General features: G+C 68.9%; 23 protein-coding genes. 13 read left to right on the top strand and 10 right to left on the bottom strand.

The annotated features are described in order from the left end of the window. Positions 1-454 precede the first annotated feature (454 nt). The gene (locus tag FNH24_RS12980; protein ID WP_152362623.1) at positions 455-1309 is read right to left on the bottom strand and encodes a GH25 family lysozyme; all 855 of its coding nucleotides are present in this window, start codon (positions 1307-1309) and stop codon (positions 455-457) included. Between the two features lie 212 nt (positions 1310-1521). Here FNH24_RS12980 and FNH24_RS12975 point away from each other — a divergent pair, with 212 nt between their 5' ends. From FNH24_RS12975 to FNH24_RS12965, 3 genes are read left to right on the top strand one after another with little or no spacing between them, the layout of a single operon-like run. Continuing rightward, on the top strand, positions 1522-2238 hold the full coding sequence (locus FNH24_RS12975) for a succinate dehydrogenase cytochrome b subunit (protein ID WP_152362622.1): 717 nt from the start codon (positions 1522-1524) through the stop codon (positions 2236-2238). Next, complete coding sequence (locus FNH24_RS12970; RefSeq protein ID WP_152362621.1) at positions 2235-4226, top strand: fumarate reductase/succinate dehydrogenase flavoprotein subunit; 1992 nt, start codon at positions 2235-2237, stop codon at positions 4224-4226. The genes FNH24_RS12975 and FNH24_RS12970 overlap by 4 nt, the downstream gene beginning before the upstream one ends. 28 nt (positions 4227-4254) lie before the next feature. Next, a complete protein-coding gene (locus tag FNH24_RS12965) occupies positions 4255-5013 on the top strand; it encodes a succinate dehydrogenase/fumarate reductase iron-sulfur subunit (RefSeq protein ID WP_152362620.1) in 759 nt (252 codons plus the stop codon). 179 nt (positions 5014-5192) lie between these two features. On the opposite strand, the gene FNH24_RS12960 is transcribed toward FNH24_RS12965, so the two are convergent. The 5 genes from FNH24_RS12960 to FNH24_RS12940 all read right to left on the bottom strand — a co-directional run bounded on the left by FNH24_RS12960 (position 5193) and on the right by FNH24_RS12940 (position 12285). After that, complete coding sequence (locus FNH24_RS12960) at positions 5193-6263, bottom strand: dienelactone hydrolase family protein (RefSeq protein WP_152362619.1); 1071 nt, start codon at positions 6261-6263, stop codon at positions 5193-5195. 80 nt (positions 6264-6343) lie between these two features. Continuing rightward, positions 6344-7861, bottom strand: a complete 1518-nt coding sequence (locus FNH24_RS12955) for a hypothetical protein (protein WP_152362618.1) — start codon at positions 7859-7861, stop codon at positions 6344-6346. Then, complete coding sequence (locus FNH24_RS12950; protein ID WP_246186868.1) at positions 7858-8532, bottom strand: RNA polymerase sigma factor; 675 nt, start codon at positions 8530-8532, stop codon at positions 7858-7860. Before FNH24_RS12950 ends, FNH24_RS12955 begins: the two co-directional genes overlap by 4 nt. A 115-nt stretch (positions 8533-8647) precedes the next feature. After that, positions 8648-10420, bottom strand: a complete 1773-nt coding sequence (locus FNH24_RS12945; protein ID WP_152362617.1) for an ABC transporter ATP-binding protein — start codon at positions 10418-10420, stop codon at positions 8648-8650. Next, the gene (locus FNH24_RS12940; RefSeq protein WP_152362616.1) at positions 10417-12285 is read right to left on the bottom strand and encodes an ATP-binding cassette domain-containing protein; all 1869 of its coding nucleotides are present in this window, start codon (positions 12283-12285) and stop codon (positions 10417-10419) included. The genes FNH24_RS12945 and FNH24_RS12940 overlap by 4 nt, the downstream gene beginning before the upstream one ends. 288 nt (positions 12286-12573) lie before the next feature. Between FNH24_RS12940 and FNH24_RS12935 the strand changes: the two genes are divergently transcribed. From FNH24_RS12935 to FNH24_RS12905, 7 genes are all read left to right on the top strand, one after another. Then, positions 12574-14163: an ABC-F family ATP-binding cassette domain-containing protein gene (locus FNH24_RS12935; protein WP_152362615.1), complete on the top strand. Its 1590-nt coding sequence runs from the start codon at positions 12574-12576 to the stop codon at positions 14161-14163. 254 nt (positions 14164-14417) lie between these two features. After that, positions 14418-16607 (top strand): Ig-like domain-containing protein, encoded by a 2190-nt coding sequence (locus tag FNH24_RS12930; RefSeq protein WP_246186879.1) that lies wholly within the window; start codon positions 14418-14420, stop codon positions 16605-16607. A gap of 267 nt (positions 16608-16874) precedes the next feature. Continuing rightward, positions 16875-17231, top strand: a complete 357-nt coding sequence (gene rplS / locus FNH24_RS12925; protein ID WP_152362613.1) for a 50S ribosomal protein L19 — start codon at positions 16875-16877, stop codon at positions 17229-17231. Positions 17232-17255: 24 nt separating this feature from the next. Beyond that, entirely contained in the window at positions 17256-18254 is a 999-nt protein-coding gene (gene lepB, locus FNH24_RS12920; protein WP_246186867.1) for a signal peptidase I, read from the top strand. After that, the gene (lepB, locus tag FNH24_RS12915) at positions 18241-19032 is read left to right on the top strand and encodes a signal peptidase I (RefSeq protein ID WP_152362612.1); all 792 of its coding nucleotides are present in this window, start codon (positions 18241-18243) and stop codon (positions 19030-19032) included. Before lepB (FNH24_RS12920) ends, lepB (FNH24_RS12915) begins: the two co-directional genes overlap by 14 nt. Next, positions 19032-19757, top strand: coding sequence for a ribonuclease HII (locus FNH24_RS12910; RefSeq protein ID WP_152362611.1), 726 nt, complete (start codon positions 19032-19034; stop codon positions 19755-19757). Before lepB (FNH24_RS12915) ends, FNH24_RS12910 begins: the two co-directional genes overlap by 1 nt. Positions 19758-19775: 18 nt before the next feature. After that, the gene (locus tag FNH24_RS12905; RefSeq protein ID WP_152362610.1) at positions 19776-20093 is read left to right on the top strand and encodes a DUF2469 domain-containing protein; all 318 of its coding nucleotides are present in this window, start codon (positions 19776-19778) and stop codon (positions 20091-20093) included. Between the two features lie 14 nt (positions 20094-20107). Here the strand turns inward: FNH24_RS12905 and FNH24_RS12900 are convergent, their stop codons facing one another. Continuing rightward, complete coding sequence (locus FNH24_RS12900; protein WP_152362609.1) at positions 20108-20506, bottom strand: TA system VapC family ribonuclease toxin; 399 nt, start codon at positions 20504-20506, stop codon at positions 20108-20110. 372 nt (positions 20507-20878) lie between these two features. On the opposite strand from FNH24_RS12900, the gene FNH24_RS12890 reads away from it, so the two are divergent. The 3 genes from FNH24_RS12890 to dprA are packed head-to-tail and all read left to right on the top strand — an operon-like array spanning position 20879 to position 23999. Then, positions 20879-21253, top strand: a complete 375-nt coding sequence (locus FNH24_RS12890) for a YraN family protein (RefSeq protein WP_152362607.1) — start codon at positions 20879-20881, stop codon at positions 21251-21253. Beyond that, complete coding sequence (locus tag FNH24_RS12885) at positions 21253-22803, top strand: YifB family Mg chelatase-like AAA ATPase (RefSeq protein WP_152362606.1); 1551 nt, start codon at positions 21253-21255, stop codon at positions 22801-22803. Before FNH24_RS12890 ends, FNH24_RS12885 begins: the two co-directional genes overlap by 1 nt. After that, positions 22800-23999, top strand: coding sequence for a DNA-processing protein DprA (gene dprA / locus FNH24_RS12880; RefSeq protein WP_246186866.1), 1200 nt, complete (start codon positions 22800-22802; stop codon positions 23997-23999). Before FNH24_RS12885 ends, dprA begins: the two co-directional genes overlap by 4 nt. Here dprA and FNH24_RS12875 read toward each other — a convergent pair. The 3 genes from FNH24_RS12875 to FNH24_RS12865 form a co-directional block, all read right to left on the bottom strand. Beyond that, a complete protein-coding gene (locus FNH24_RS12875; protein ID WP_152362605.1) occupies positions 23974-25200 on the bottom strand; it encodes a cytochrome P450 in 1227 nt (408 codons plus the stop codon). The genes dprA and FNH24_RS12875 overlap by 26 nt on opposite strands. Positions 25201-25322: 122 nt before the next feature. Continuing rightward, the gene (gene fgd, locus FNH24_RS12870) at positions 25323-26348 is read right to left on the bottom strand and encodes a glucose-6-phosphate dehydrogenase (coenzyme-F420) (protein WP_217428210.1); all 1026 of its coding nucleotides are present in this window, start codon (positions 26346-26348) and stop codon (positions 25323-25325) included. Between the two features lie 109 nt (positions 26349-26457). Further along, complete coding sequence (locus FNH24_RS12865) at positions 26458-26823, bottom strand: VOC family protein (protein WP_152362603.1); 366 nt, start codon at positions 26821-26823, stop codon at positions 26458-26460. Positions 26824-26973 lie beyond the last annotated feature (150 nt).

Genomic DNA, 26973 nt, shown 5'->3' with positions numbered 1-26973 from the left:
CTGTCGAAGGGCAGGCCAGATGGGTGCCCTTTCGGTTTCGGCCTGACGGCCGGAAAGACGCGCCAAGGACGGGCGGGTCTTGGCGGCTTGTCGCGTCCGGCGGCCGGGCGGCGGTGTTTGGGCGGCGAAAGTCGCCGCTGGGCATCGACTGTGACGTTTCCCGGCTTTGCGGTGCCGATCGAGCCGGGAAACGTCACAGTCGATGGTCCCGACCGCGGCGCAACCGGTACCCGGCCGGAAGTTCCCAGAAACGCCGCAACCCGCCCGTCCTTGGCGCGTCTTTCATCCTCGGCGTGCACCGAGCGGACTTGTCCGGCCGACCTCGAGCGACGACGACCAATGAGCCCTGCCGATCGTGGTCAGGCAGGGCGACGCGACTCCTATCGGTCCGCGCGACTGCTGTAGTGCTCGCGTCGGCCAGTAGCGGTCGCGTGGGGACCGGACCGGCACGGGTTTAGTCGATCGGGGTTCCGGTGGCGAATTCTGTGAGCAGCGGCAGGTCGCCGGCGAAGCGGTTCTGGTCCAGGGGAGTGTCGGTGTACTGCCAGAAGGTCCAGCCGCCGCTCCAGCCGCCGGGGATCTTCTCCGGCGGGGTGGAGCGCCAGGCGGCCAGCCAGAGCGGGTTCGCGTCGGCGAACTCGGTGCTGTTGCCGGTGCAGTCGACCCACCAGTAGTAGCCGGTGTAGATCACGGCCTGCCGGCCGGTCCGCTCGTGATAGCGGGTGGTGAAGGCGCGGATCCAGGCGACCATCTGCTCGGGGGTCAGGTCCCAGCACTGATCGGCGTCGAAATAGGGCATCTCGATGTCCAGGACGCCGGGCAGGGTCTGCCCGTCGGCCGACCAGGCTCCGCCGTGATCGACGAAGTAGTCGGCCTGGACGTCACCGGGGGCGCCGTCCGGCCGGGCGAAGTGATACGCGCCGCGGATGAAACCGGCGTTGTAGGAGTCGGTGTACTGCGCGCTGAACTTGGAGCTGCGGAAGGTCGAGCCCTCGGTCGCCTTGATGTAGGCGAACCGCTTGCCGTCGGCCCAGTGCTGGGCCCAGTCGACCGACTCGTTGTGGCCGGACACGTCGATGCCGTCGACCTGGGCCGGTGCGGGAGCGGGGGCGGGGGCCTCGTTCAGGCCACGGGCGGGCGCGGACTTGCCCGGTTCGCGGACCAACCCGGCGCCGGGCCGGCCGCCGGAGCCGATCACCTGCTCCTCGGCATGCGCCGGCACCGCGGCCGCGAGGGCCACCAGAGCCGCCGCCGCGAGGATCGCCAGCGGTCGGGCGAAGAGTCGTGGACGGGTCGGAGAAAGGTTCATTGCGGGTTCCATCTCACGCGTAAATCCGGAACAGCTCCGCCATCCGCCCTGGCTCCAGACCAGGTCGACGCCCCGAACACGACGGCCCCGCGCATACCGTAGCGGGAAATCTGTGGTCTGCGACACCCCGAAAGTGCCGCCCCTTGAGAGATCCGCCACAGTAGGCTCTCTGAGTTTCTGGCCACCGAAGCTGCGGTTCTAGTGTTAGCCGCGTGGCAAGCACAATCGTGACGCCGTCGCGGCGGGCAACTCGCTCGACGGTCGCGTTGAAGGCGCTGATGGCGGTCAGCGGGTTGATCATGTACGGCTATCTGATCTTGCACATGGCCGGCAACCTCTGGGTCTTCGCCGGCCAGCAGGCGTTCGACACCTACGCGCACCACCTGCGGGTGCTCGGTGAGCCGATGCTGCCGCACAATTCGGTCCTCTGGGTGGCCCGGCTCGTGTTGCTGGCGGGATTGATCGCCCACGTCTGGTCGGCCGTCCTGCTGTCCAAGCGGTCACACCACGCCCGCGGCGGGGCCGGCAAGCGGTACGAGTCCGGTCAGCACAAGCGCGGGGTGCAGCGCAGTTACGCCTCGTTCACGTTGCGCTGGGGTGGGGCGGTGATCGCCCTGTTCGTGATCTATCACCTGCTGCATCTGACCTTCAACGTGGTCGCGCCGGGCGGTGCCAGCGACAGCCCGTATCAGCGCTATGTCAACGGATTCGGCATCTGGTGGGTGCTGCTGTCCTACGTGATCGCCTTGATCGCGGTCGGATTCCACCTGCGGCACGGGTTGTGGAGTGGGCTGACCACTCTGGGAGCCAATTTCAGCCCGGCTACCCGGCGCGGACTGAACCTGGTGGCGATCGGGGTCGCACTGGTGATCACGGTGGGCTTCCTGACCCCACCGGTGTTGATCTTCTTGGGAGTGGTGGGAGCATGAGCGACAACACGGATTCGATCACCGCGGCGGAGGTGCCTTCGGTCGACGCGGATTCGATCTTCGTCGAAGGTGCGCCGATCCAGGACCGGAAGGCGCCGCCGGGACCGATCGCGGATCGCTGGGATCACCGGAAGTTCAATGCCCGGCTGGTCAATCCGGCGAACCGGCGCAAGCTGGACGTGATCATCGTCGGCACCGGTCTGGCCGGGGCGTCGGCCGCGGCGACGCTGGGGGAGGCCGGCTACCGGGTCAAGAGCTTCTGCTATCAGGACTCGCCGCGCCGGGCGCATTCGATCGCCGCGCAGGGCGGCATCAACGCGGCGAAGAACTACCGCAACGACGGCGACTCGGTCTACCGCCTGTTCTACGACACGGTGAAGGGCGGCGACTTCCGGTCCCGGGAGTCCAACGTCTACCGGTTGGCCCAGGTCAGCCTGCAGATCATCGATCAATGTGTGGCCCAGGGCGTCCCGTTCGCCCGCGAGTACGGCGGCCTGCTGGACAACCGGTCCTTCGGCGGGGTGCAGGTGTCGCGCACCTTCTACGCTCGCGGCCAGACCGGGCAGCAGTTGCTGCTCGGCGCCTATCAGGCACTGGAGCGACAGGTCGCGGCCGGCACGGTCGAGGTGCACACCCGGCACGAGATGCTGGAATTGATCATGATCGACGGCCGGGCCCGCGGCATCGTCGTGCGGGACATGGTGACCGGCGAGATCGAGCCGCATTTCGCCGACGTCGTGGTGCTGGCCACCGGCGGCTACGGGAACGTGTTCTATCTGTCCACCAATGCGATGGGGTGCAACGTCACCGCCACCTGGCGGGCCCATCGCAAGGGCGCCTATTTCGCCAATCCGTGTTACACGCAGATTCACCCGACCTGCATTCCGGTGTCCGGCGAATATCAGTCCAAGCTGACGCTGATGAGCGAGTCGCTGCGCAACGACGGCCGGATCTGGGTGCCGAAGGACGGTTCGGACAAACGCGATCCGCGGGAGATCCCGGAGGCGGACCGGGATTACTACCTGGAGCGGATCTATCCGAGCTTCGGCAACCTGGTGCCGCGTGACATCGCGTCTCGGGCGGCCAAGAATGTCTGCGACGAGGGCCGCGGCGTCGGGCCCGGTGGATTGGGCGTCTATCTGGATTTCGCCGACGCGATCAAGAGGCTGGGTCGCAAGGCGGTCGTCGCGAAATACGGCAACCTGTTCGACATGTATGCCCAGATCACCGGCGAGGATCCGTACCAGGTGCCGATGCGGATCTATCCCGCGGTGCACTACACGATGGGCGGGCTGTGGGTGGATTACGACCTGCAGTCGACCATTCCGGGCCTTTTCGTCACCGGTGAGGCGAACTTCTCCGATCATGGTGCGAACCGGCTCGGTGCGAGCGCGCTGATGCAGGGGCTCGGTGACGGCTATTTCGTGCTGCCGTACACGATCAACGACTATCTTGCCGACGGCCCGTTCGAGGATGTGGACGAATCCCATCCGGACGCCGCGGCGGCGATCGATCAGGTCAAGGGCCGGATCGATCAGTTGTTGGCGGTCAACGGCAGTCGTACCGTCGACTCGTTCCACAAGGCCCTCGGCAAGATCATGTGGGACTACTGCGGCATGGAGCGGACCGAGGAAGGCCTGCGCAAGGCGATCACCGAGATCCGTGAATTGAAGCGCGAATTCTGGTCCGACGTGCGGGTGCTCGGCGGCAACGAGGAATTGAACCAGGCCCTGGAACGGGCCGGCCGGGTCGCCGACTTCTTCGAGTTGGCCGAATTGATGTGCATCGACGCGCTGGTCCGCCGCGAATCGTGTGGCGGCCATTTCCGCGCCGAGAGCCAGACCGAGGACGGCGAGGCGCTCCGGCACGACGAGGAATTCGCCCACGTCTCGGCCTGGGAGTTCGGCGGCGACAACGGCAAGGCGGTGCTGCACAAGGAACCGCTGACCTACGAATACGTCGAGCTGAAACAGCGGAGCTACAAGTGATCACGGACCTGATGGGAAGGCGCAACCAGTGAAGATCACGGTACGGGTGTGGCGGCAGCCCGGCCCGGACGCCGAGGGCAAGATGGTGTCCTACCCGGTCGAGGACGTCTCCGAACACATGTCCTTCCTGGAGATGCTGGACGTCCTGAACGAGCGGCTCACCCTGGCCGGCGAGGACCCGATCGCCTTCGACGCCGACTGCCGCGAAGGCATCTGTGGCATGTGCGGCGTCGTGATCAACGGCGTCGCCCACGGCCGGGCGAACTCCCCGGTGCCGACCACCACCTGCCAGCTGCACATGCGATCCTTCTCCGACGGTGATGTGATCGACATCGAGCCGTGGCGGGCCGATCCGTTCCCGGTGATCAAGGACCTGGTCGTCGACCGCGGCGCCTTCGACCGGATCGTCGCCGCCGGCGGCTTCATCAGCGCCAACACCGGCGCCGCCCCCGACGCGCATGCGATGCCGGTGCCGAAGGCCGACGCCGATCATGCCTTCGACGCCGCCACCTGCATCGGCTGCGGCGCCTGCGTCGCGGCCTGCCCGAACGGTTCGGCGATGCTGTTCACCGCGGCCAAGGTGACCCACCTGGGCCTGCTGCCGCAGGGCCAGCCGGAGCGGAAGTCGCGGGTGATCGGGATGGTGGAACAGCACGACGCCGAGGGCTTCGGCAACTGCACCAACATCGGTGAATGCACCGCCGTCTGCCCGAAGGGCATCCCGCTGGAGACCATCTCCCGCCTCAACCGGGACCTGCTCGGCGCCATGCTCCGCCCCGGCTCCTGACCTGCTTCGTTCCCGAGTCAGCTCTTTCGTTCCCTGAGCCTGTCGAAGGGCAGGCCAGGTGCATGATCGTGAGATCAGGCGAATTGCACCCGGCCTGCCCAACGACCAAGCTCAGGGAACGAAACAAGCGAGCCGCACCTGGCCTGCCCAACGACCAGGCTCAGGGAACGGAACGGGCGCTAGCGCAGGTGCTCACCGAGCCAGTCGAACGCCTCGTCCTGCATCCGGCGGTCGAACTTGTGGTGGCCGTCGTAGAACCGGCCCTGATAGGCGTCCGGGGTGTCGGCGTAGTGCCCGGCGATTCGGTCATGCGCCGCCTGCGCGGCGGTGAGGTCGAAGAGGTCGTCCTGCCGGTTGTACTGCACCAGCAGCGGGCTCGGCGCCCGACAGGCGGCCAGATCCGACCAGTCGATCGTGTCCGGCACCCCGGCCGGGAAGAACATCCAGGTGTGCGAGGCGACGTGGCGGTCGAGCAGTCCGTCGTACGTGCTCATCATGCCGACCACGACCGAGGCCGCGACGTCGCTGGTGGCCTGCAGCAGCGCCGCTCGGCAGCCGCCGCCGGACAGCCCGACGCAGCCGAGTTGATCACCGACCTCGGGCCGGGAACGCAGGTACGCCAGGGCGATGCGGTCCTCCCGGTTGACCAGCGCCGCGAAGGTGGTGCCGAGCAGCCGGCAGTATTTCTCGACCAGGTGCTCGTGGTCCCGGGCCGCCGCGTTGTAGGCCTCGACCTCCTCGCCGGTGCGTCGCATCGACTCCGGGATCGCGTCGAGCGGGAAGCCCCGGCTGCCCCAGCAGAACACGTCCGGCACCAGCACCACGAAACCCCGGCGGCAGAGCCGGTTGGCGAACGCCAGCCCGTCGTAGGCGTTCGCCCGCAGCGCGGCGATCGACGGCGGGATCGGATCAGGCCCGTCGGCGATCTTCTCCTTGCCGTAGAACTTGAACCCGTCATGCGAGTGCAGTCCGACGATCCCGGGCAACGGGCCGGTCGCGTCGGCCGGCCGGAGCAGCCAGGCCCGGGTCCGCGGCCCGAAGCCGACCGACCAGGACACCTCCTCGCCCTCGATGCCGTCGTCCTGCCACCGCCGCTCGACCCGGACTTCCGCCGGTTCCTCGTCCGTGACGGCCAGCAACTCGTGCACCCGCCGACGAACCTGATCACGGTCCGGCGGCGTCGCCCGGGCGGCCGGCGCGCCGCTCCAGTCGGGCCAGTCGCTGTACGAACCGAGGTGCGCGTAGCTCATGGTCCGACCCTAGGCCGCCCAGAGCGGGCGCCCGGGCGGCTCGGTCCGCACCGCGGGACGGCTCTGACCGCCGGTCGGACCTACTTGGCGAGCCGCTTGGCGGCGGCCGGGATGATGTCAGCCAGTGGGTGCGGGCCGGCGATCCCAGAGTCCGGATCCGAGTCCCAGTTGGAGTCCTGGCCGTACTTCAGGTTGATCGCGATAGCGAGCCGGTCGCCGACCCGGACCAGCCCGACGGCCTCCCAGAAGCCGCTGCCGTCCTGCTCGTCCGGACGCTGGTAGCTGAACTCGGTGAACCGGGCGGTCTTGACATCGCCGCGGACCGGGAACCATTCGTTGAAGCCGCTCACGGTCCCGCCGCCCGGGGCGCGGAAACCCTCGGCGTCCAGGGTGTCGGCGCAGTTCTCGACCCAGCGACTGACCTCCTCGTACGCGGTCGTCGCCTTCGCCTCGTCGGCGAACTGCAGCGCGACCGTGTAGTAGGTCGGATGCTCATACAGCGGGTCCGAGGTGTCCTCGGTGGTGCCCGGATCGGTGATGACGTAGCGGAAGCTGCGCACCAGGCTGCCGGTCGGCTGCAGCGAGTCGAGACTCTCCGGGAAGCAGTTGGACGGGCGGCTGGCCGGCCGGGCGTTGGCTTTGTATTCCTCGGCGGCGAGGCCGTCGATCTCCGGCAGGTCGCCGGGCCGGACCTGGTTGTCGTCGGTCAGCTCGCGGGTCGGTTCCGTGCTCGGCGTCGGCTCGACCGGGTCGCCGGCCAGCCGAGCCGCGGCCTTGGGCAGCGACCTGATCATCGGGTCCAGCGCCTGCCCGGTGTCCTCGGCCTCCTGCTGATCCGTGGCCCAGTGATGCTCGGTGTTGCGGTTGGCCATCGTGAGGATCTCGACCCGGTTCCCGGAGCGGATCAGCCCGTACTGCTCGAACTGACCGAAGTTCGGGTCGGCTTCGGGCTCGTTCAGGATGTCGTAGCTGATCAGCCGGAACTTGGCCTCGCCGTACTCGGTCTCGACCGGGACCCAGTCCCAGCTGCGGGTCTGCTTGTGTCCCTTGTCGGCCAGTGTCTCCTCGCACTCGTCGGCCCAGGCGGTCAGGGTCCGGTACGCCTCCTGGGCAGCCTGGTCGGTGCCGAACTGCAGTGCCGTCGCCGAGGCCCAGTTCTTGTTCATCGTGTAGCTGCGGTAGGCCTCGGAATCCGAGCCGAGGTCGCTCGGCAGACCCTGGAAGCATTCGCTGGTCAGCTCCGAGCCGGCGCCCGGAGCGGTGCTGCCGATCTTCCAGTCACCCGGCTTGTCCCACTCCAGGTCGGTCTCGGTCGGCAGATTGTCCTCGGTGACGCCCGGCAGCGGGGCGGCGGTGGCCGAGGGCGTGCCGGCCGGGTCGGGGACGTGGGGCAGGACTCCGGTCTGGTTCACCACGCCGAGGCCGATGGCACCGACCAGCACCGCGACGGCCAGGGTGCCGACGGCGGTCCCGACCCGGCGCACCCGCCGGCGGCGGTCGCCTCGGGCCCGGACCTCTTCCGGCTCACTCGGTCGGGCCGCGCGCTCACCGGCCGCGGCCAGGTGGCGCAGGTCGTCGAGCGGATCGTGTCCGGTCATGAGCGCACCTCCTTCGCGGGGTCGTCTTCCAACAGGGCAGCGAGGGCGGTACGTCCTCGGGACAGCCGGGCCTTGATCGTGCCGACCGGCGAACCGACCTCGAGGGCGATCTCGGCCACCGACAGGTCACACAGGTGGTGCAGCACGATCGCGCGGCGCTGGTCGGGCGGCAGTTGCTGCAGGGCCCGCGCCAGGGCGACCCGGGTGACATCGGGCTCGGGCGGGATCTCATCGGGTTGCATGGCCCGGTCGGGCGGCAGCAGGGCCCGGCGCGCCTTGCGCCACCGGCTCACCGCCAGCCGGTAGGCGACCGTCCGCACCCAGGCCTCCGGTGCCTGCTCGGTGTCCAGCGTCCGGCGCTTGTCCCAGGCGCGGACGAACGCCTCCTGGACGCAGTCCTGCGCCTCGGCCACGTTGCCGCACATGGCGTAGATCTGACCGACCAGCCGGCTGAACGAGCCGGCATACAGCGCGTCGAAGGTGTCGGAATCCATGAACTTCCCGGTCGTCGGGCGAGCGCCGGGTGGCGTGCCCTCCGCCCACAGGCGGTGCCGTGGGGTTTCGCTGCGCGCGGTCGTGACCGTGCCCAGGCTCGTGTCCGACGGGGTCGCCGGACCTCCCTGGTGCATCATGCCCGGTAGACGGGCCGAGGTCACGACAGCCTCGCTCATGGCGCGCCGCGTTTCATCGGATCCTCTTTCTCCTCGCCCCCAACTCCCTGTTCACGGGTGGTACGCCCGCCGGGCGGAGCTGGTTGCATCCAGGAGGAAGAAGATCCGAATTGCCTCAGCGGTAGGCCCGGGCCTGCAGCTCGAACAGCCGGGCGTAGCGGCCGCCGGCGGCCAGCAGGTCGGCGTGGCTGCCGTACTCGCTGATCTTGCCGTCGGCGACGACCACGATCAGGTCGGCCATCCGGACCGTCGAGAACCGGTGCGACACCAGGATGGTGACCGCGCCGGTGCGCTCGGCCAGCTCGCGGGCGGCCTGGCCGTACCGGTCGTAGATCGCCGCCTCGGCCTCCGGGTCCAGCGCCGCGGTCGGCTCGTCCAGCAGCATCACCAGCGGCTCCGGCCGCATGAAGGCCCGGGCCAGGGCCAGCCGCTGCCACTGGCCGCCGGACAGGCCGACGCCACCGGTGAAGCGGCGGCCGAGCATGCTGTCCAGCCCGTCGGGCAGCGAGGCGATCACCGGGGCGGCCTCGCCGGAGCGGACGGCGTCGTCCAGCACCGCCCGGTCGTCGCGCCGCTTGAGATCGCCGACGCCGACCGAGTCGGAGGCCAGGAACTCGAAGGTGGCGAAGTCCTGGAAGCCGGCCGAGATCCGTTCCCGCCAGGCGGCCGGATCGAAACTGGTCAGCGCTGTGCCGTCCACGGTGACCTGGCCGTCGGTCGGGTCGTAGAGCCGCGCCAGCAGCTTCACCAGGGTCGACTTCCCGGCGCCGTTCTCGCCGACGAAGGCGACCGTGCGGCCGGCCGGCAGCACCAGGTCGACGTCGTCCAGCACGGTGGTCGTGGTCCCCGGGTAGCTGAACGAGACGCCCTCGAAGCGGATCCCGTCGGTCAGCCGCTCCGGCGGAGCGCCGACACTGCCGGACCAGGACTGGCTGGTGGCGTAGTCGCGGAGCCACTGGTAACGGCCGAAGGTCTGGGTCGCGCCGATCACGATCGCCAGGTTCGCGGCCACCGAGTGGGCGGTGGTGGCGACCTGCGGGCCGATCAGCACGATCAGGATCACGTCCCCGGCCGTTGCCTGGCCGGCCTGCGCCCAGCCGAGGACGCCGACGATCGCCACCGCGTAGCCGGCGCCGAAGATCAACCAGGCCAGGCCCTCGAGCAGCCCGTACCGGCGGGTCATCGCGACCCAGGGGATGCGGCGGGCGTCCATTCCGTTGCGCACCACCTGGACCAGCGGGCCGACCAGGCCGAAGCAACGGACCTCGACCCCGTGCTTGGCCTCGGCCAGCACGTCGGTCACCTCGTTGGCCAGCCGGCGGAACCGCTCGTTGGTGCGCCACAGATTGTTGCGGCGATACAACATCAGGGCGGACACGGCGGCCGGCAGCAACGCCAGCAGGAGCAGCAGGTTGAGCAGTGGGTCGACCGAGCTGAGCAGCACGATCACTGTGGTGACGCCGCTGACCACGCCGATCGTCATCAGCATCCGCCAGATCCCACCGAGCTGGTACGCGTCCCGTTCGATCATGGACACTCGGTCGGCCAGCTCCGGGTTCTCGTGGTGGGCGAGGGAGGGGATGCCGGTGGTCAGCCGGAGCAGGTCGTCATAGACATAGCGGACCACCTGATCATCCAGCGTGTCGCCGAACGGGCCCGCGATCTGGTTCGCCGCGGTCGAGACCAGCAGGGTGATCGTGGTGACCGCGACCCCGAGCAGCAACGTGTCCGCGCCGGTCGCTCCGTCGATGATCAACTTCACGCCGTAGACCGAGATCGGCGCCAAGGCCGAGCCGAGCACCGTGGTGGCGCACATCAGGATGGTCAACCGGGGATTGGCCCGGAAGGCGGTCGCGATCCACAGCGCGAGGATGCGCAAGATCATCATCGCGTGACTCCTTCCGTTGGCTGATCGGAGTGATCATCGACATAGCGGCTGGCCTGCAGCCGGAACATGGCGGAGTAGCGCCCGCCGAGGTCCATCAACTCCTGGTGACTGCCGGTCTCGGTGATCCGGCCGTTCTCCAGCACACAGATCTGCGGCACCGGCCGGACCACCGAGAAGCGGTGCGAGATCACCAGCGACGTGACCCCGGAGGTGAGCTCGAGGTAGCTGTCGACCATCCGGGCCTCGGACTCCACGTCGAGCGCGGCGGCCGGCTCGTCCAAGATCAACACCCGGGCGCCGGCAGCGACCGCGCGCAGGGCGCGGGCCAGGCCGATCCGCTGCCACTCGCCGCCGGACAGGTCGGTGCCGCCCGGGATGGTCTTGCTCAACGGGGTGGCCCATCCGTTCGGCAGCCGGCCGATCAGGTCGGCGATCCCGGCCCGTTCGGCGGTGGCGTCGAGCTCGGCGGTGTCCGGCACCCGGCCCTCGGCGAGATCGATCCGGCCGGACCAGATCCGGCCGGTGCCGAGCGCGACGTTGTCGCCCGCGGCGAGCGGCAACCGGACGAAGTCCTGGGTGATCGGGGCCACTCGCCGCTGCCAGGCCCGGAGCTGATCGGGATCGAGGTCGGCCAGGTCGACGCCGTCCACCAGCACCCGGCCGCGAGTCGGCCGATAGGCCCCGCAGGCCAGCTTCACCAGGGTCGACTTGCCGGCCCCGTTCACCCCGACCAGCGCGACCGCGCGGCCGGCCGGCAGGGCCCAGGTCAGGTCGCGCAGCACGTCGAAGTCGGCGCCGGGATAGCGGAAGGTGACGTCGTCGAAGACGATCGACGGCGGCTGCTCCGGCTGCTCGCCCGCGACGGCCGCCGGCTCCGGGCCGCGGGGCAGGGCGCGGATCCGCTCCAGCACGATCCGCGCCGGCGCGATCCGGTCCAGCCAGGCGAGCACGGCCACGCCGCGCTGCAGCTGGCCCAGCGACCACAGGTCGGTGCTGCCGATCGCGATGATCAACGACAGGGCGGTGGCCAGCGCGGTCAGGTCCAGCCGGCCGGCCGAGGCGAGCCAGGCCGCATACCCGATGGCGCCGGCGGTGAGCACTGCGCGGCCACCGCCGATGCCGAGATTGATCATGGCGCCGCGGCGGCGCTTCTTCCAGTACGGCCGGTAGGCGTCGGTGATGTTGGTCCACCACCGGCGGCGGATGAACTGGGTCAGCCCGAAGATCCTGATCTCCTTGGCCGACTTGCCCATGCCCTGCTCGAACGCGTAGAAGGCGTGCTTCTGCGGCTCGGTCTGGCCGGACCAGACGTCCATCTCGGTCAAGATCAACCGGCGCAGGTATTCGCCCTCGGCCAGCGCGGCCACGAACAGCACCAGCGCGATCCAGGGGGAGAGGGTGATGCCGAGCGCCACCGAGGTGCCGATCAATCCCAGCCACTGGGTGATGCCCGGGCCAGTGGCCATCCGCAGCGCCATCTCGATCTCCCAGCGCCGGTTCCGGACCTTCTGCAGCTGGGCCGCCGCATCGGCGTCCTCGGCTCCGGCCAGGTCGGGGGAGTCGGACAGGGCCAGCCCGATCCGGGAGGTCGCATCCCGCTCGGACAGACCGATCAGCTGCTCACCCGCGGACTTGGCGATCAGCCCGATCCCGTGTCCGACGACGAGCAGGATCAGCAGTGCAGCCAGGGACTGGCTGAACGAGGTCGTGACGCCGTCGGCGACGACGCCGGGGAGCATGCCGATGACGCGGCCGGTGAACACCGGGACCGCGACCAGCAGGCCGGCGCTGAGCAGCGCCGACAGGACCGCGAGCACGGTGTTGAGCGGACTCAGTCGCCAGGAGTAGCGGATCAGTCGAAGCACGTCGTTGTCGCTCCTCGAAGGGGGTTTCGAGCTGCCGAGGACCCGACCCCGACAAAGCTTTCCCAACCTATGTGGCGGCGCTGACAGCGGCAACGGATTATCGGCCGGCCGGGAATAAGAGGCTGTGGCCGGGCGCTATGATCGGTCGTCGGTGGTTCGCCCACCGTGTCCCTGTTGTCGACGCGAGGAGCGCCGGTGTCGAACTGAGGTCCGTCGCCTCAAGCACCCAGGCCCTGTTGACCTGCCCTGTCGGGCGGTCGGGCCGACTCGACGACCTCAGGAGACTCCATGTCCGACGTTCTTGTCTGCCACCGCCTTTCCTTTTCCTGGCCGGACGGCTCGCCCGTGTTCGACCAGTTGGACGTCTCCTTCCCGCGCGGCCGTACCGCCGTCGTCGGGCGCAACGGGGCCGGCAAGTCGACCTTGATCAAGATCCTGGCCGGGGCGCTGACCCCGACCGCGGGGACGGTGACGGGGGCCTCCCGGATCGGTTACCTGCCACAGGATCTGGTCCTCGCGGCGGATCGCACCGTGGCCGACGTGCTCGGCGTGGCCGACGTCCTGGCCGCGCTCGCCGTGGTCGATCAGGGCGACGGCACCGAGTGGGAGTTCGAACTGATCGGCGACCGTTGGGACATCGAGGCCGAGGTCGGGGCCGCGCTGTCCCGGTTCGGGTTCGACGGCCTCGGGTTGGATCGCACCATCGGCACCCTGTCCGGCGGCGAGTCGATCCTGATCGCGTTGGCGGCACTGCTGCTGGACCGGCCGGAAGTCCTGGTCCTGGACGAGCCGACCAACAACCTCGATCGCTCGGCGCGGGAACGGCTCTATGCCGCGGTCGACGACTGGCGGGGCGCGGTGATCCTGGTCAGCCACGACCGGGAACTGTTGGAGCGGGTGGATCAGACCGCGGAGGTCCGCGACGGGGCGGTGCGCCTGTTCGGCGGTCCGTACAGTCTCTATCTCGAAGCGGTCGAGACCGAGCAGCAGGCGGCGCAGCGGGCGCTCCGCAACGCCGAGGCCGATCTGCGCCGGCAGCGCCGGGAGTTGGTCGAGGCGCGGGAGAAGCTGGACCGACGGCAGCGTTACGCCAAGAGCCAGCAGGACAACATCCCGAGGATCCTCGCGGGCAACCTGAAGCGGAAGGCGCAGGTGTCGGCGGGCAAGGTGATGGACACGGCTCAGGGTGAGTTGGCCGAGGCCGCCGCCTCGGTGGCCGCGGCCGAGGACCGGGTCCGCGACGACGACGTGATCAACGTCGATCTCGGCGGCACAACTGTGCCCTCCCGCCGGGACGTCTTGATCACCGAGGATTTGATCTTGCGCAACGGTCTGGCGGTGGACCTGCGGATCCGGGGCCCGGAACGGTTGGCCCTGGTCGGCCCCAACGGTGTGGGCAAGACCACATTGATCAACACGATCATGGGTACGGTCGCGCCGCGGCAGGGTGTGATCGACGTCAAGGTCCCGGTCGGGCTGCTGCCGCAGCGGCTGACCGTACTGAAGGACGACGAGACCGTGCTGGCCGGAGTGTCCCGGTTGGCGCCGACCGCGGACGACAACACGCTGCGTTCTCAGCTGGCGAAGTTCCTGTTGCGGGCCGATGTCGTGGCCCGTCGAGTCGGCGATCTTTCTGGTGGGGAACGGTTTCGAGCCAGTCTGGCCGCGTTGTTGCTGGCCGAGCCGGCGCCGCAGTTGTTGATCTTGGACGAGCCCACCAACAATCTCGATCTTGAAAGTGTGGCGCAACTCACGTCGGCATTGCTTCTATATCGTGGATCTCTCTTGGTGGCAAGCCATGATCATCCCTTTCTGGCTGACCTGGAACTCACCGGAACGGTGGACCTAAATCCGATCAGTTCGGGTGTTGTTGGTTGACGTGACCCCATGGGTTCGGTAGACATACGCGGGGCGACCAGCGGTCGCTACGGGGGCGATCCATGTCGCTCGTGGGTGCGGGACTGAGGAACCGACGAAGGGGACCACGAACCTTGCAAGGGAAACGAAGGTGGGTAGCGCGCACTCTGGTGCCGACGCTGGCGCTGGGTGGAGTTGTTGGATCGCTGGCATTGACGACACCTGCAGTTGCCGATCCGACCGATGCGAGTACGAAAGCCACCATCAAGCCGTTGGTGCTTGATCAGATCCCGGCGGAGGGCAGCAATCCCTCGGCCGACAAGACGATCTGGCTCGATTTCGCGGGCGGCACGGTGTCGGACACCGACTGGAACGCCGACGGCAACAGCGGCAAGGACATCAACTACAAGCCGGCGGACGCACTGTCGGCGGCGGAGAAGCTGGTCGTGTACCAGCGCATTGTCCAGTCGTACTCGGCGTTCGATGTCAACATCACGATCAAGAAGCCGTCGGCCGGTGACCTCCGGCGGAGCAGCATGGACGACGCGAAGTACGGTGCGATCGTTCACGTCACGGACAGCAGCACCAACGACCCGGGCTTCGAGAACATCTTCGATGCCGGCGCCGTTGGCAAGGCCCAGCGGGGCTCCTTCGGCGATCCGTACACGTATGACGCCTGGGTCACCACCGATCTGTTCAAGCAGCAGCAGCAGGCTCAGGCCCTGAAGGCGCGGCTGGCCAACAAGCGCGCCGCGCAGGAGAGCCGGGCCTCGATCGAGGACCGGATCCTCGCCTTCGATCTCGGCACGGCCGCGTCGCACGAACTCGGTCACACGCTGGGGCTGGTGCACCACGGCTACGGCAACGAGGAGTACTACTCGCCGGGCTGGGCCGACGTCACCGCGAAGGGCGCCAGCATCTGGGGCCCGATCATGGGTCATCCGCTCACCGGCATGGTCCGTTGGTCGAACGGCTATGACGGCGGCAACAACAACGACCAGGACGACCTGGCCCTGATCACCAAGGATCTGTCGAAGAAGGACGCGGCGCAGGACCGGCTGTACGACGGCAACGTGGTCTGGACCGGCCCGTCCTGCTATTACCCGACCGACCCTGACGCCGGGCATTTCAAGGGCAAGGTCGGCGACGACGGCAAGTGCAACGAGGATCAGCCGCTGTCCGAGCGGACCGACTACACGGGGCGCCTGGATTACCGGGCCAACCAGGAGGCCGGTTCCGACGGCGTGGCGCGCGTTCTTTCCCTGGGTGACGGCGGCAAGGCCGACGCCTGGGGCGAGTTCACCCGCAACCTGGGTGACGGCAAGGGCAACTGGTACCGCTTCGACTCGGCTGCCGGCCAGGTCAAGATCAACGTGACCCCGCAGGGCCCGTACTCGATGCTGGACCTGAAGGTCACGCTGTACGACGCGGGCCTGAAGCCGATCGCCACCGCCGATCCTGATCTGAAGAACACCTTCGACCAGGATGGTGTCGTCCGCTTCGGCGAGCTCGCCGGCCAGGGCGCCGAGATCAGCCAGGTCGGCCTGGGCAAGCAGACCTATTTCGTCAAGGTCGAGCAGTCCTCGTTCGGCAACATGAAGGAGAACACGGCCGACAAGACCGTGGCGTCGCCGAAGTACGGCGGTCTGGGCACGTACCAGATCGCGGTCGAAGGCACCGCGACGGCCGAGCTGGCTCCGCCGACGGTTGATCCGACCTACGGTCAGACCGTCACCGGCACCGGTGTTCCCGGCGCGACCGTGGACATCGACAACGAGGGCGGCAAGCTGATCGGGTCGGCGAAGGTCGGGCCGGACGGCAAGTACACGGTCAAGCTCGATCCGGCGGCCAAGGTCGGCGACGAGCTGCTGGTCAGCCAGTCGCAGGAGGGCCTGAAGTCCCGTCCGGTCGCCGTCACCGTCGTGTCGGAGGAGAAGCCGGAGGTCAAGGTCAAGGTCGATCCGAGCAAGATCACCAAGGGTGACGACTCGGGTGTGACCGTGATCGGTTCGGGCTTCGAGTCCGGCCAGAAGGTCACCGGTGTCGTGAACTCGGAGCCGGTCGACCTGGGTGTCAAGCTGGCCGACGAGAAGGGCAACGTCGAGTTCGTCTTCGATGCCGGCAAGCTCGAGGTCGGCAAGCACAAGGTCACGTTGACCGCGGTCGACGACAAGGACTACTCCGGCTCGGCCAAGCTGACCGTGGTCAAGGCCCCGGTCGACGATGACGACGACAACACGCCGTCACCGTCCCCGTCGCCGGATGACGATGACAACTCGTCGCCGTCGCCCGATCCCGACGGTGGCAACGAGACGCCGCCGCCGACTGAGGACGGCAGCGACGACGACGGCCTGCCGGGCACCGGCGCCAGCACCGCGCTGACGCTGTTCGGTATCGGTGGTCTGGTCCTGATCGGTTCGGGTGCCACGATCGCTGTGGCCGCCCGTCGGCGGATCCGGGGCTAACCCCTCGGGCCGTCGGTAACGACGCACCGGCCCGGTCCTCAGGAGCGATCCTGGGGGCCGGGCCGTTCGTCGTCCGGACCAGCGGTGCGCACGGCCGTGGCCACCGCGGCGGAGCTGATTTCTGCTCCGTGGCCGGCATGTGGCAGACTTAGCGGCTGTTGTCCTCGGGTAACGCGACTCCTGCCACAGGGGGACCGATCGCGACCGAGGACCCCCGAAACGTCACCCATCACCGTAGTGACCTGTGGCACTGGCGAGGAATGAAACATGAATGAGCTGATCCGCGAGATCGACCAGGCATCGCTGCGGTCGGATGTGCCGGGCTTCCGTCCCGGCGACACGGTCAAGGTGCACGTCAAGGTCGTCGAGGGCAACCGGTCCCGGGTCCAGGTCTTCGCCGGTGTGGTGATCTCCCGGTCCGGTGCCGGACTGCAGGAGTCCTTCACGGTCCGCAAGGTGAGCTTCGGCGTCGGCGTGGAGCGTACGTTCTCCGTGCACTCGCCGATCATCGACAAGATCGAGGTGGAGCGCCGCGGCGATGTCCGTCGGGCCAAGCTCTACTACCTGCGTGATCTTCGTGGCAAGGCGGCGAAGATCAAGGAGAAGCGCGAGAACGGTCGCTGACCCACAGAGGGACGGTGGGTGCAGGTGACCGCTGACGAGGCCGACGAGCCGCGCCCACGTCGAGCGCTGCCGCCCGACGACGATTTCGACAACGACGCCTTCGACACCGACGACGACGCCGACACGGCCGAGCAGCCGCGGGTGGCCCCGGAGCCCGAGCAGTGGACCCGGGAACAGCCCGCGGCGACTCCCCGGGACGCCGAGCCCGAGGCGGCCGGAGCCGCCCGGGACGAGCCCGGTGACGAATCGGCCGAGTCGGAGTCGGAGCAGGACGAGAAGCTCACCTTCGGCCAGCATGTGCTGGCGTTCTTCAAGGAGTTGGCGATCGTCGTGGTCGGCGCGATCGTGGTGGCGGCGCTGCTCCGCGCCTTCGTCGGGCAGATGTTCCTGATCCCGTCCGAGTCGATGCTGAGCACGCTGGCGGTCGACGACCGGGTGGTGGCCGAGAAGATCACCGGCCTGACCCGCGGCGAGGTGGTCGTCTTCGCCGATCCGGGCGGCTGGCTGAGCGGTCCGGACGCGCCGGAGCGGGGGCCGTTCGGCAAGGCCCTGGAGTTCATCGGGGTGTTGCCGGAGAGCGGGACCGACCATTTGATCAAGCGTCTGATCGGCCTGCCCGGTGATCATGTCCGGTGCTGTTCGGCCGACGGCCGGATCGAGGTCAACGGCATCCCGCTGGACGAGCGGGAGTATCTCTACACCGACAGCGGCGGCCGCCAGGCCGACCCGTCCGACATCAACTTCGACGTGATCGTTCCGGCCAACCGGATCTTCGTGATGGGCGACAACCGGGACAACAGCCGGGATTCGCGCTGCCACCTCAATGATCAACGAGCCGGCACGATCAAGGGCGAGAACGCCTTCGTCCCGACCGATCTGGTGGTCGGCCGAGGAATCGCGGTCGTCTGGCCCATGTCGCACCTGCGCGCGTTGGCGATACCGAGTACGTTCGAGGGCGTGCCAGCCGGAACCACGCCGCCCGCCAAACCGACGATAGATGCCGGGCCCGATGCCAACTGCTGACCAGACCCCGAGTTCCGCGAGCAGTTCGGGGCACCGCCGTTCCCGGCCGAGCAGATTCTTCACCGAGCTCGTCATCGTCGTCGTCGGGGCGTTGATCGTCTCCTCGTTGCTGCGGGCGTTCGTCGGACAGATGTTCATCATCCCGTCGGGGTCGATGGAGAACACCCTGCAGATCGACGACCGGGTCGCGGTGCAGAAGATCACCGATTTCCGCCGCGGCGACATCGTGGTGTTCGAGGATCCCGGCGGCTGGCTCGGGTCGGCCGAGGCGGCGGATCCCGATCCCGATCCGTTCGCCCGGGCCCTCGAGTTCACCGGGCTGGTGCCCGCCGGCTCCGATCATTTGATCAAGCGGGTGATCGGGATGCCCGGTGACCGGGTGATCTGCTGCGACAAGCTCGGCCGGCTGACCGTGAACGGTGTGGCGCTGGACGAGACCCGCTATGTCTATGCGTCGCCGGAGGACGGAGAGCCCGACGCGCCGTCGGACCTCGACTTCGAGGTGGTCGTGCCGGCGGGCCGGATCTTCGTGATGGGTGATCATCGTGCGGCCAGCGCCGATTCCCGATGTCACCTGTCCGACATCTCGGTGAAGGGGCCCGAGGGGTCGGTGGCGTTCGTACCGATCGATAAAGTGGTCGGACCGGCGTTCGCGATCGTGATGCCGTTCAATCGACTGAGCACTCTGCAACGCCCGCCGATCTTCGATCTCGTACCGGAGCCGACCGGGCCGCCACCGAAGGAAGCGGTGATCAAGCCCAAGGGGGTGACCTGCTGATGCCGGCCGGAGGCGACGTGCTCGACATTCCGCCGATCCAGGTGCGCCGCAACAGCGGTCTCTACGGGTACGAGCGCGCGCTGTGCCGGGTCGGTCTGGGCCCGGTCGCCGGGGCCGACGAGGCCGGACGCGGAGCCTGTGCCGGGCCGCTGGTGGCCGGCGCGGTGATCTTGTCCGACGCCAAGTCGCGGCAGATCAACGGGCTGCGGGATTCGAAACTGCTCAGCGCCGCGCAGCGGGAACGCTGCTACGACGAGATCCTGGCCAAGGCCGTGGCCTGGTCGGTGGTCAGCATCTCGCCCGAGGAGTGCGACCGACTCGGCATGCACGTCGCCAACATCGCCGCGCTGCGCCGGGCGCTGCTCCGGCTGGACGTGCCGCCGACCTACGTGCTGACCGACGGCTTCGCCGTGGACGGCCTCGGCGTGCCCGGCCTGGCCGTTTGGAAGGGGGACCGGGTCGCGGCCTGTGTCGCCGCGGCGTCGATCATCGCCAAGGTCACCCGGGACCGGACCATGGACGAGCTGGCCCTCGCCTATCCGGCCTACGACTTCGAGGTCCACAAGGGCTATTGCACGCCGCTGCACCAGGAGCGGCTGGACGCCAACGGGCCGTGCCCGACCCACCGGTGGCGGTTCGAGAACGTCCGCCAGGCCGCCGCGAAGACCGGAAACCTCACCGGACGTACGCGGCTGCCCGCGGCGGGGCTAATGTCAGAATCATGAGAACTGAAGGACGGTGCGGTGAGTAGCGAGGACCTGGAGCAGTACGAGAGCGAACTGGAGCTCCAGCTGTATCGCGAGTACAAGGATGTAGTCGGCATCTTCAACTACGCGGTTGAGACCGAGCGCCGGTTCTATCTCTGCAACGCCGTCGACCTCAAGGTCCGCACCGAGGGTGGCGACGTGTATTACGAGGTCTCGATGGGCGACGCCTGGGTCTGGGACATGTACCGCCCGGCCCGGTTCGTCAAGAGTGCCAAGGTGCTCACCTTCCGGGACGTCTCGATCGAGGAGATCGCCCACTCCGACCTGGAGGTGCCGAAGAGCGTGGGCGACTGAGGTCCGAGCCGAGCTCAGGACCGGGTCTCGATCAGGTCGACCACATCCGGATGAAGCGATGCCAGGCCATGGTCGAAGCTGGCCAGCCGGGCGTCGCGTGAACGAGCGAGTTGAGCGAGGTAGGCATCGGTGACTTGGCGATGCCCGATGACCCCCGCAAGATCCACGTCACGATAGGACAGTTCGTCAGGCCAGAACTCGTGTCCGGGGATCGCGGTGAGTCCATAGAGCAGATCCCGCACCGTGGCAACGGTTTGGCCCTCTCGGACGAGGAGACGGACCAGGCTCCCCTCGGTGATCGGACAGGTCGCGAACCGATCGTTGTCGGCGAACCAGGATTCCGCGGGTTCGTGATGGACATGGTCCGCGACGGTCAGGGCGATGAGCACATTCGCGTCCAGGAGGACTGTCACTCGTCATCCTCCAGAGCACGAACGTCTTCGGACGTGATCACTCGTCCGACCCGAACAACGGGAAGTCCGGTCCGCGTGCTGGTAGAGACCTGCGATGTCGCTGGGGCCTGACTCAGGCCGCGGCGCATCAGGGCGACGACCGTCTCGCTGAACGTGCGCGAAGTGTCGCGGGCCAATGCTTGAGCCTGTCGGTGCAGGTCAGCGGGAATGTCGACCGTTGTACGCATACCGTCGAGTCTACATCGATACATCATGATGCGATGATGCATCGTTCTCCACAGGCGATCCCGTTCGAATTCGGTTGTCCACAGCTTTCTTTTCCGCCCGACGACTCCGGGCCGGGCGCAGCACACTCCCTTGCGGAGGTGCGAGATGGCGGATAACAGAAAGACCCGGGTCGGACACCGGGGCGAGGAGTTGGCGGCGGCCGAGCTCGAGCGGGCCGGGCTGCGCGTGCTGGAGCGCAACTGGCGCTGCCGGCTGGGGGAGATCGACATCATCGCCGAGGAGGGCGGGGGTGCCGATCGGACGATCGTGTTCTGCGAGGTGAAGTGCCGGTCCGGGCTCGGCTACGGCGACCCGCTCGAGGCGATCACGTACGCCAAGCTGCGCCGGCTGCGGCAATTGTCGGCCGAATGGTTGTCCGAGCACGGCCCGCCGGCGGCGGGGATCCGGCTGGACGCGGTCGGGGTGCTGCTCGTGGCCGGCGCCCCGCCCGTGGTCAACCACGTCCGAGGGATCGGCTGATGTCGCTGGCGTGCGCCCGGTCGGTGGCCCTGGCCGGGCTGGACGGTCGGATCGTCGAGGTGGAGGCCCACATCGGGGCCGGCCTGCCGCGGACCGTGCTGGTCGGTCTGCCCGACGCCGCGCTGCACGAGGCGAAGGACCGGTGCAAGGCGGCGGTGAGCAACGCCGGGCAACACTGGCCGGCTTCGCTGCTCACGATCAACCTTTCGCCGGCGACGCTGCCCAAGGGCGGCAGCCACTACGATCTGGCGATCGTGTGCGCCGTATTGGCGGCGAACAAGGTGTTTCCGCGGTCCGAGCTGGCCGGGACGGTGCTGCTCGGCGAGCTCGGCCTGGACGCCCGGATCCGCCCGGTGCGGGGCATCCTGCCGGCGACGCTGGCCGCCGCCCAGGCCGGCTTCCGCCGGGTGATCGTTCCGCTGCGGCAGGCCGAGGAAGCGGGACTCGTGCAGGACATCGAGGTGATCGGCCTCGCCTCCCTCGCCCAACTGGTGGCCCTGTTCCGCGGTGACCCGGTGCCCCGGGTCGAGCCGGTCGAGCTCGCCGCCGATTCGGGACCGCCGCTCGGTCCGCAACGGGATCTGGCCGAGGTCGCCGGACAGCTGGAGGCGCGCTGGGCGCTCGAGGTCGCCGCCGCCGGCCGGCACCACCTGTTTCTGCACGGCCCGCCCGGCGTCGGCAAGACGATGCTGGCCGAACGCATGCCGGGCCTGCTGCCGGAGCTGACCGTGGTCGAGTCGCTGGAGGTGTCGGCGATCCATTCGCTGGCCGGGTTCGACCTCAGCGATGGGCTGGTGCGGCGGCCGCCGTATGCCGACCCGCACCATTCGGCCTCGATCCCGAGTCTGGTCGGCGGCGGTGCCCGGATGGCTCGGCCGGGCGCGATCTCCTGTGCCCATCGCGGCGTGCTGTTCCTGGATGAAGCTCCCGAATTCCCGCCGCGGGTGCTGGACGCGCTCCGGGCCCCGCTGGAGTCGGGCGTGATCATGATCGGGCGGAGCGAGGTGCAGGCCCGGTATCCGGCCCGGTTCCAGCTGGTCCTGGCCGCGAATCCCTGCCCCTGTGGCAATGCATCGACTCCGGGCGCCGTCTGCACCTGTCCGCCGATGGCCATCCGCCGCTACTCCGACCGCATCTCCGGCCCGATCCGGGACCGGATCGACATCCAACAGGTGCTGCGCCCGATGAAGAAGAGCTACCTCAAGGCCGCCCTGGCTCAGACCGAGTCGACGGCGGCGGTGGCGGACCGGGTCGCCGAGGCCAGGGCGCGTCAGGCGCACCGGCTGGCGGACGCGCCGTGGCCCACCAACGGCGACGTTCCGGGCCCCTACCTGCGATCCCGGCTGCCGCTGCCGGACGGGATCGAGAAGGTCGAGGAGGCGGTCGGCCGCGGCACCCTCAGCCCGCGCGGCGTCGACAAGGTGCTGCGGATCGCATGGACGATCGCCGATCTGAGCGCTCGCGGCAGGCCCGATGCCGAGGACGTGGCGGTCGCACTGGCGATGCGCCGCGGCGAACCGCCGGGCGTCGCGCAGCGGACAGCGTCATGAGCACCGCGTCACGGCCGGCGGGGCCGCGCCGGGCGGCGCCGGGACTCGACGAGCGAACGGCCCGGATGGCCCTGTCCGGGGTGGTGGAGAGCGGCGAGGTCGAGGTGGCCCGGCTGGTCGACGACCTCGGCGCGGTGGAGATGTGGCGGCGGGTGACGGACGGACAGCTCGGGGCCCCGATGGCCGGCCGGGCCCAACGGCTCGACCTGCGCGGCCTGCTCGCCGACGCCGGACAGCTGGGGATCCGGTTCGTGATGCCCGGCGACGACGAATGGCCCGAGTCGCTGGGGGACCTGCGCCGCGCCGAGTCGGTGCAACGCCGGGGCGGCCAGCCGTTCGGGTTGTGGCTGCGCGGTCCGGCCCGGCTGGATGAGATCTGCCGGCGTTCGGTCGCGGTCGTCGGCTCCCGCGCCTCGACCGGGTACGGGACGTCGGCGTCGACCGACCTGGCGGCCGACCTGGCCGATCGTGGCGTGACCGTCCTGTCCGGCGGCGCGTATGGGATCGACGCGGCCGCCCATCGGGGTGCCCTCGCGGCCGGCGGCCGGACCGTCGCGGTGCTCGCCGGTGGGGCCGACGTGCCCTATCCGAAAGGCAACGAGGCGCTGCTGGACCGGCTGGCCGCCGACCACTTGATCATCTCGGAGCTGCCGCCCGGTGCCGCGCCGACCCGGATGCGGTTCCTGGCCCGGAACCGGTTGATCGCCGCCCTGTCGATCGGTGTTGTCGTCGTCGAGGCGGCGCTGCGATCGGGAGCCAGGAACACGGCGAATTGGGCGGTCGGGTTGGGCCGGGTGTTGATGGCGGTCCCGGGTCCGGTGCATTCGGCGTTGTCGGTGGGGCCGCATCTGCTGATTCGGGAGGGTCAGGCGACCCTGGTTGCCGGCGCGGCGGACGTGCTGGAGTTGATCTCGCCGGTCGGGGAGGAGTTGGTGCCGATCCAGCGTGGTGAGCCGCGGGTCACCGACGGGTTCTCGCCGATCCGGCTGGCGGTGTTCGAGGCGTTGTCGGCTCGTCGCTGGCGTACCGGTGGGGAGATCGCGCTGACGGCCGGGGTGCCGTTGCGTCGGGCGTTGGCCGAGCTCACGGCCCTGGAGTCGGCGGGGTTGGTGGACGGCTCCGTCGACGGCTGGCGGCTGCGGGGCGTTCCCGGCGGCGGGTCAGCTGCCGCTACGGGGTCGGTTCGGTCCAGGTGACGGGCAGTTCGTGGACGCCGTAGATGGTCATGTCGGTCCGGAGCCGTACGTCGCTGAGGGGGACGGCGAGTTCGAGGGTGGGCAGGCGGCGCAGCAGTCCCGTGAACCCGGCCCGCATCTCGATCCGGGCCAGCTGCTGGCCGAGGCACTGATGGACGCCGTGGCCGAAGGACAGGTGGCCGCGGGCGTTGCGGTGGACGTCCAGGGCGTCGGGGTTTTCGAAGCGCCGGGGGTCGTGGTTGGCGGCCAGCAGTGAGATGACGACGGTGGATCCCTGGGGGATGGTCTCGCCGCCCAGCTCGAGGTCCTCCGTGGCGTAGCGGAAGAAGATGTCGGCGATGGACAGGTAGCGCAGCAGTTCCTCCACGGCGCCGACCATCAGATCCGGGTCGGCCCGCAATTCGGCCGCCTGCCCGGGATTCTCCAGCAGGGCAAGGGTGCCGAGGGCCAGCATGTTGGCGGTCGTCTCGTGGCCGGCGAGCAGCAGCAGGAAGGCGGCGCCGGTCAACTCCTCGATGGTGAGGTCTTCCTGGCGGGCCAGGTCGGACAGGATGTCTTCGCCGGGCTCGGCGCGTTTGCCGGTGACCAGCTCGGCCAGGTAGCTGGTCAGCCCGACGTAGGCGCCGATCTTCTGCTCCAGCGTCTGGTCCTTGACCATGAACTGAGCGGTGTTGGCCTGGAAGCCGTCCCGGTCCTCGTACGGGACACCGAGCAGTTCGCAGATCACCAGCGAGGGGACCGGCAGGGTGAACTCCGCGACCAGGTCGACCGGCGGGGTGAGGCTCACCAGGTGATCCAGCTGTCGCTCGCAGACCTCGATGATCTGCTCCTCGAGCTGCTTCATCCGCCGCACGGTGAACGCGCCGGTGAGGCGGCGCCGCAGCCGGGTGTGGTCCGGCGGGTCCATCGCGATGAACAGTCCCGGCTCCTGCGGGGACGGTTCGGTCTGAGCGGGCATGCCCGAAGCGTCGTACGGCACATGGATCACGCCGAGGTCCTGGCGGGAGCTGAACCGGGTGTCGGCCATCAACTGGCGCACCTCGTCATAGCCGGTGACATACCAGCCCCGGTGGCCGTCGGGAAAGATCATCGGGCACACCGGGCGGGTGTCGCGCAGCCGCGTGGTCTCGGTGGGCGGGTTGAACGGGCCCGCGTCGCGCTCCGTCGAGAGGCCGTTCGGGATGGCAACCGGTTGGCTCACAGGACTTCCTTTCGTGGCTGGTTTGGTACGGCCACGATGTCCGGCGGACCTGACATGGGCCTGTCACGGACCTGTCACCGGGTCCGTGACAGGCAGGCCGCGAGTCTCGGCCGGCCCCGGACTCAGTCGGGCGAAAGCGCTCGCAGCCGCGGCGCGAGATCCCGCTCGAACAGGTCGAGGAACCGCTCCTGGTCGGCTCCGGGCGCGTGGAAGACGAGGTGGTTGAAGCCCCAGCGGACGTACTGGGCGATCTGCTCCACGGTCTCGTCCGGGTCGGAGCCGACGATCCAGCGCTTCGCGATGGTCTCGATCGGCAGCGCGTCGGCGGCCTTCTCCATCTCGACCGGGTCGGTGATGTCGTGCTTCTGTTCCTTGCTCAGCGAGAGCGGCGACCAGAACCGGGTGTTCTGCAGCGCGGCGTCCGGATCGGTGTCGTAGGACAGCTTGATCTCGATCATCCGGTCGAGCGCCTCGGCATCCTTGCCGGCGGCCTGCGCACCCTCGGCGACGGCGGGCAAGAGTTGGTCGACGTACAACTCGGCGCCCTTGCCGGAGGTGCAGATGAAGCCGTCGCCGGCGCGACCGGCGTACTTGGCGACGACGGGGCCGCCGGCCGCGATGTAGACCGGGATGCCGCCCTCGGGCCGGTCGTAGATGCTGGCGTCGTGGGTGGAGTAGTACTCACCCTCGAAGGTCACCCGCTCCTCGCTCCACAGCGCCCGCATCAGCCGGATCGACTCGCGGAGCCGGGCGAAGCGCTCCTTGAAGGCGGGCCAGTCCTGGGCGCCGGCGCCGCGGAAGCCGGTGGCGATCTCGTTCAGTGCCTCCCCACTGCCGACTCCGAGCATGATCCGGCCCGGGTACAGGCAGCCAAGAGTGGCGAAGGCCTGCGCGATCACCGCCGGGTTGTAGCGGAAGGTCGGCGTCATCACCGAGGTGCCGATCTGCACCTTCGACGTCCGCTCGCCGACCGCCGCCATCCAGGCCAGCGAGAACGGGGCGTGCCCGCCGGTGTGCCGCCAGGGCTGGAAATGATCACTGACGCTGACGCTCTCCAGGCCGTGCCGCTCGGCCGAGACCGAGAACTCGACCAGATCGCGCGGCGAGAACTGTTCGGCGGATGCCTTGTAGCCGAGCTTCAGGGGCAGGGTCATGGGGATTCTCCTTCGTCACGCGATCGTCACGGCCGGATCCGAGCGTAGCGGCCCGTCCCCACCCTCGAACCCGGACGGAGCCGGCGGCATTCCCGGCGGCGGGTCAGCGGCGATGCGTGAACCGGAGGTAGTAACCGTCGGGGTCGAGGATGCGGAAGTCGCGCAGCCCCCACGGTTGCTCGGTGATCGGGGCGTCGATCGGCCATCCGGAGTCTCGGATGATCGCAAACTCCGCATCGAGATCATCGACTTCGAGGACGATCTCGGTGCCGGTCGGCGGTCGCCGAAACTCCGGAACGGCCGGGTCGGGGTGCGGCGAGACCCCGATGGTGACCCCGTCCCGCTGGAGCGCGGTGTACCCGTCCGCGGCCGCGCCGGGCGGGCCGGTGAAGCGGAGCACCCGGCGATAGAACTCGACGCTCCGACCCGGATCGGTGGTGAACACCTCGATCCGCAGTGTCATTCCCATCGGAGCTCCGTTCTCGAACCCAGTTGATCATGCGAAGTTGATCATGCGGGGTTGATCAGGCGGGGTTGATCAATCCCGGGGTCTGCGCCTTGGCGGCGGCGTAGCGCTTCTGGGCGTCGGCCCAGTTGACGACGTTCCACCAGGCCTTGA

The organism is Microlunatus speluncae (assembly GCF_009299835.1).
Taxonomy (GTDB): Bacteria; Actinomycetota; Actinomycetes; order Propionibacteriales; family Propionibacteriaceae; genus Microlunatus; species Microlunatus speluncae.
Note: the sequence above shows the minus strand (reverse complement) of the source record. Positions and strands in the feature narration are given on the sequence as shown.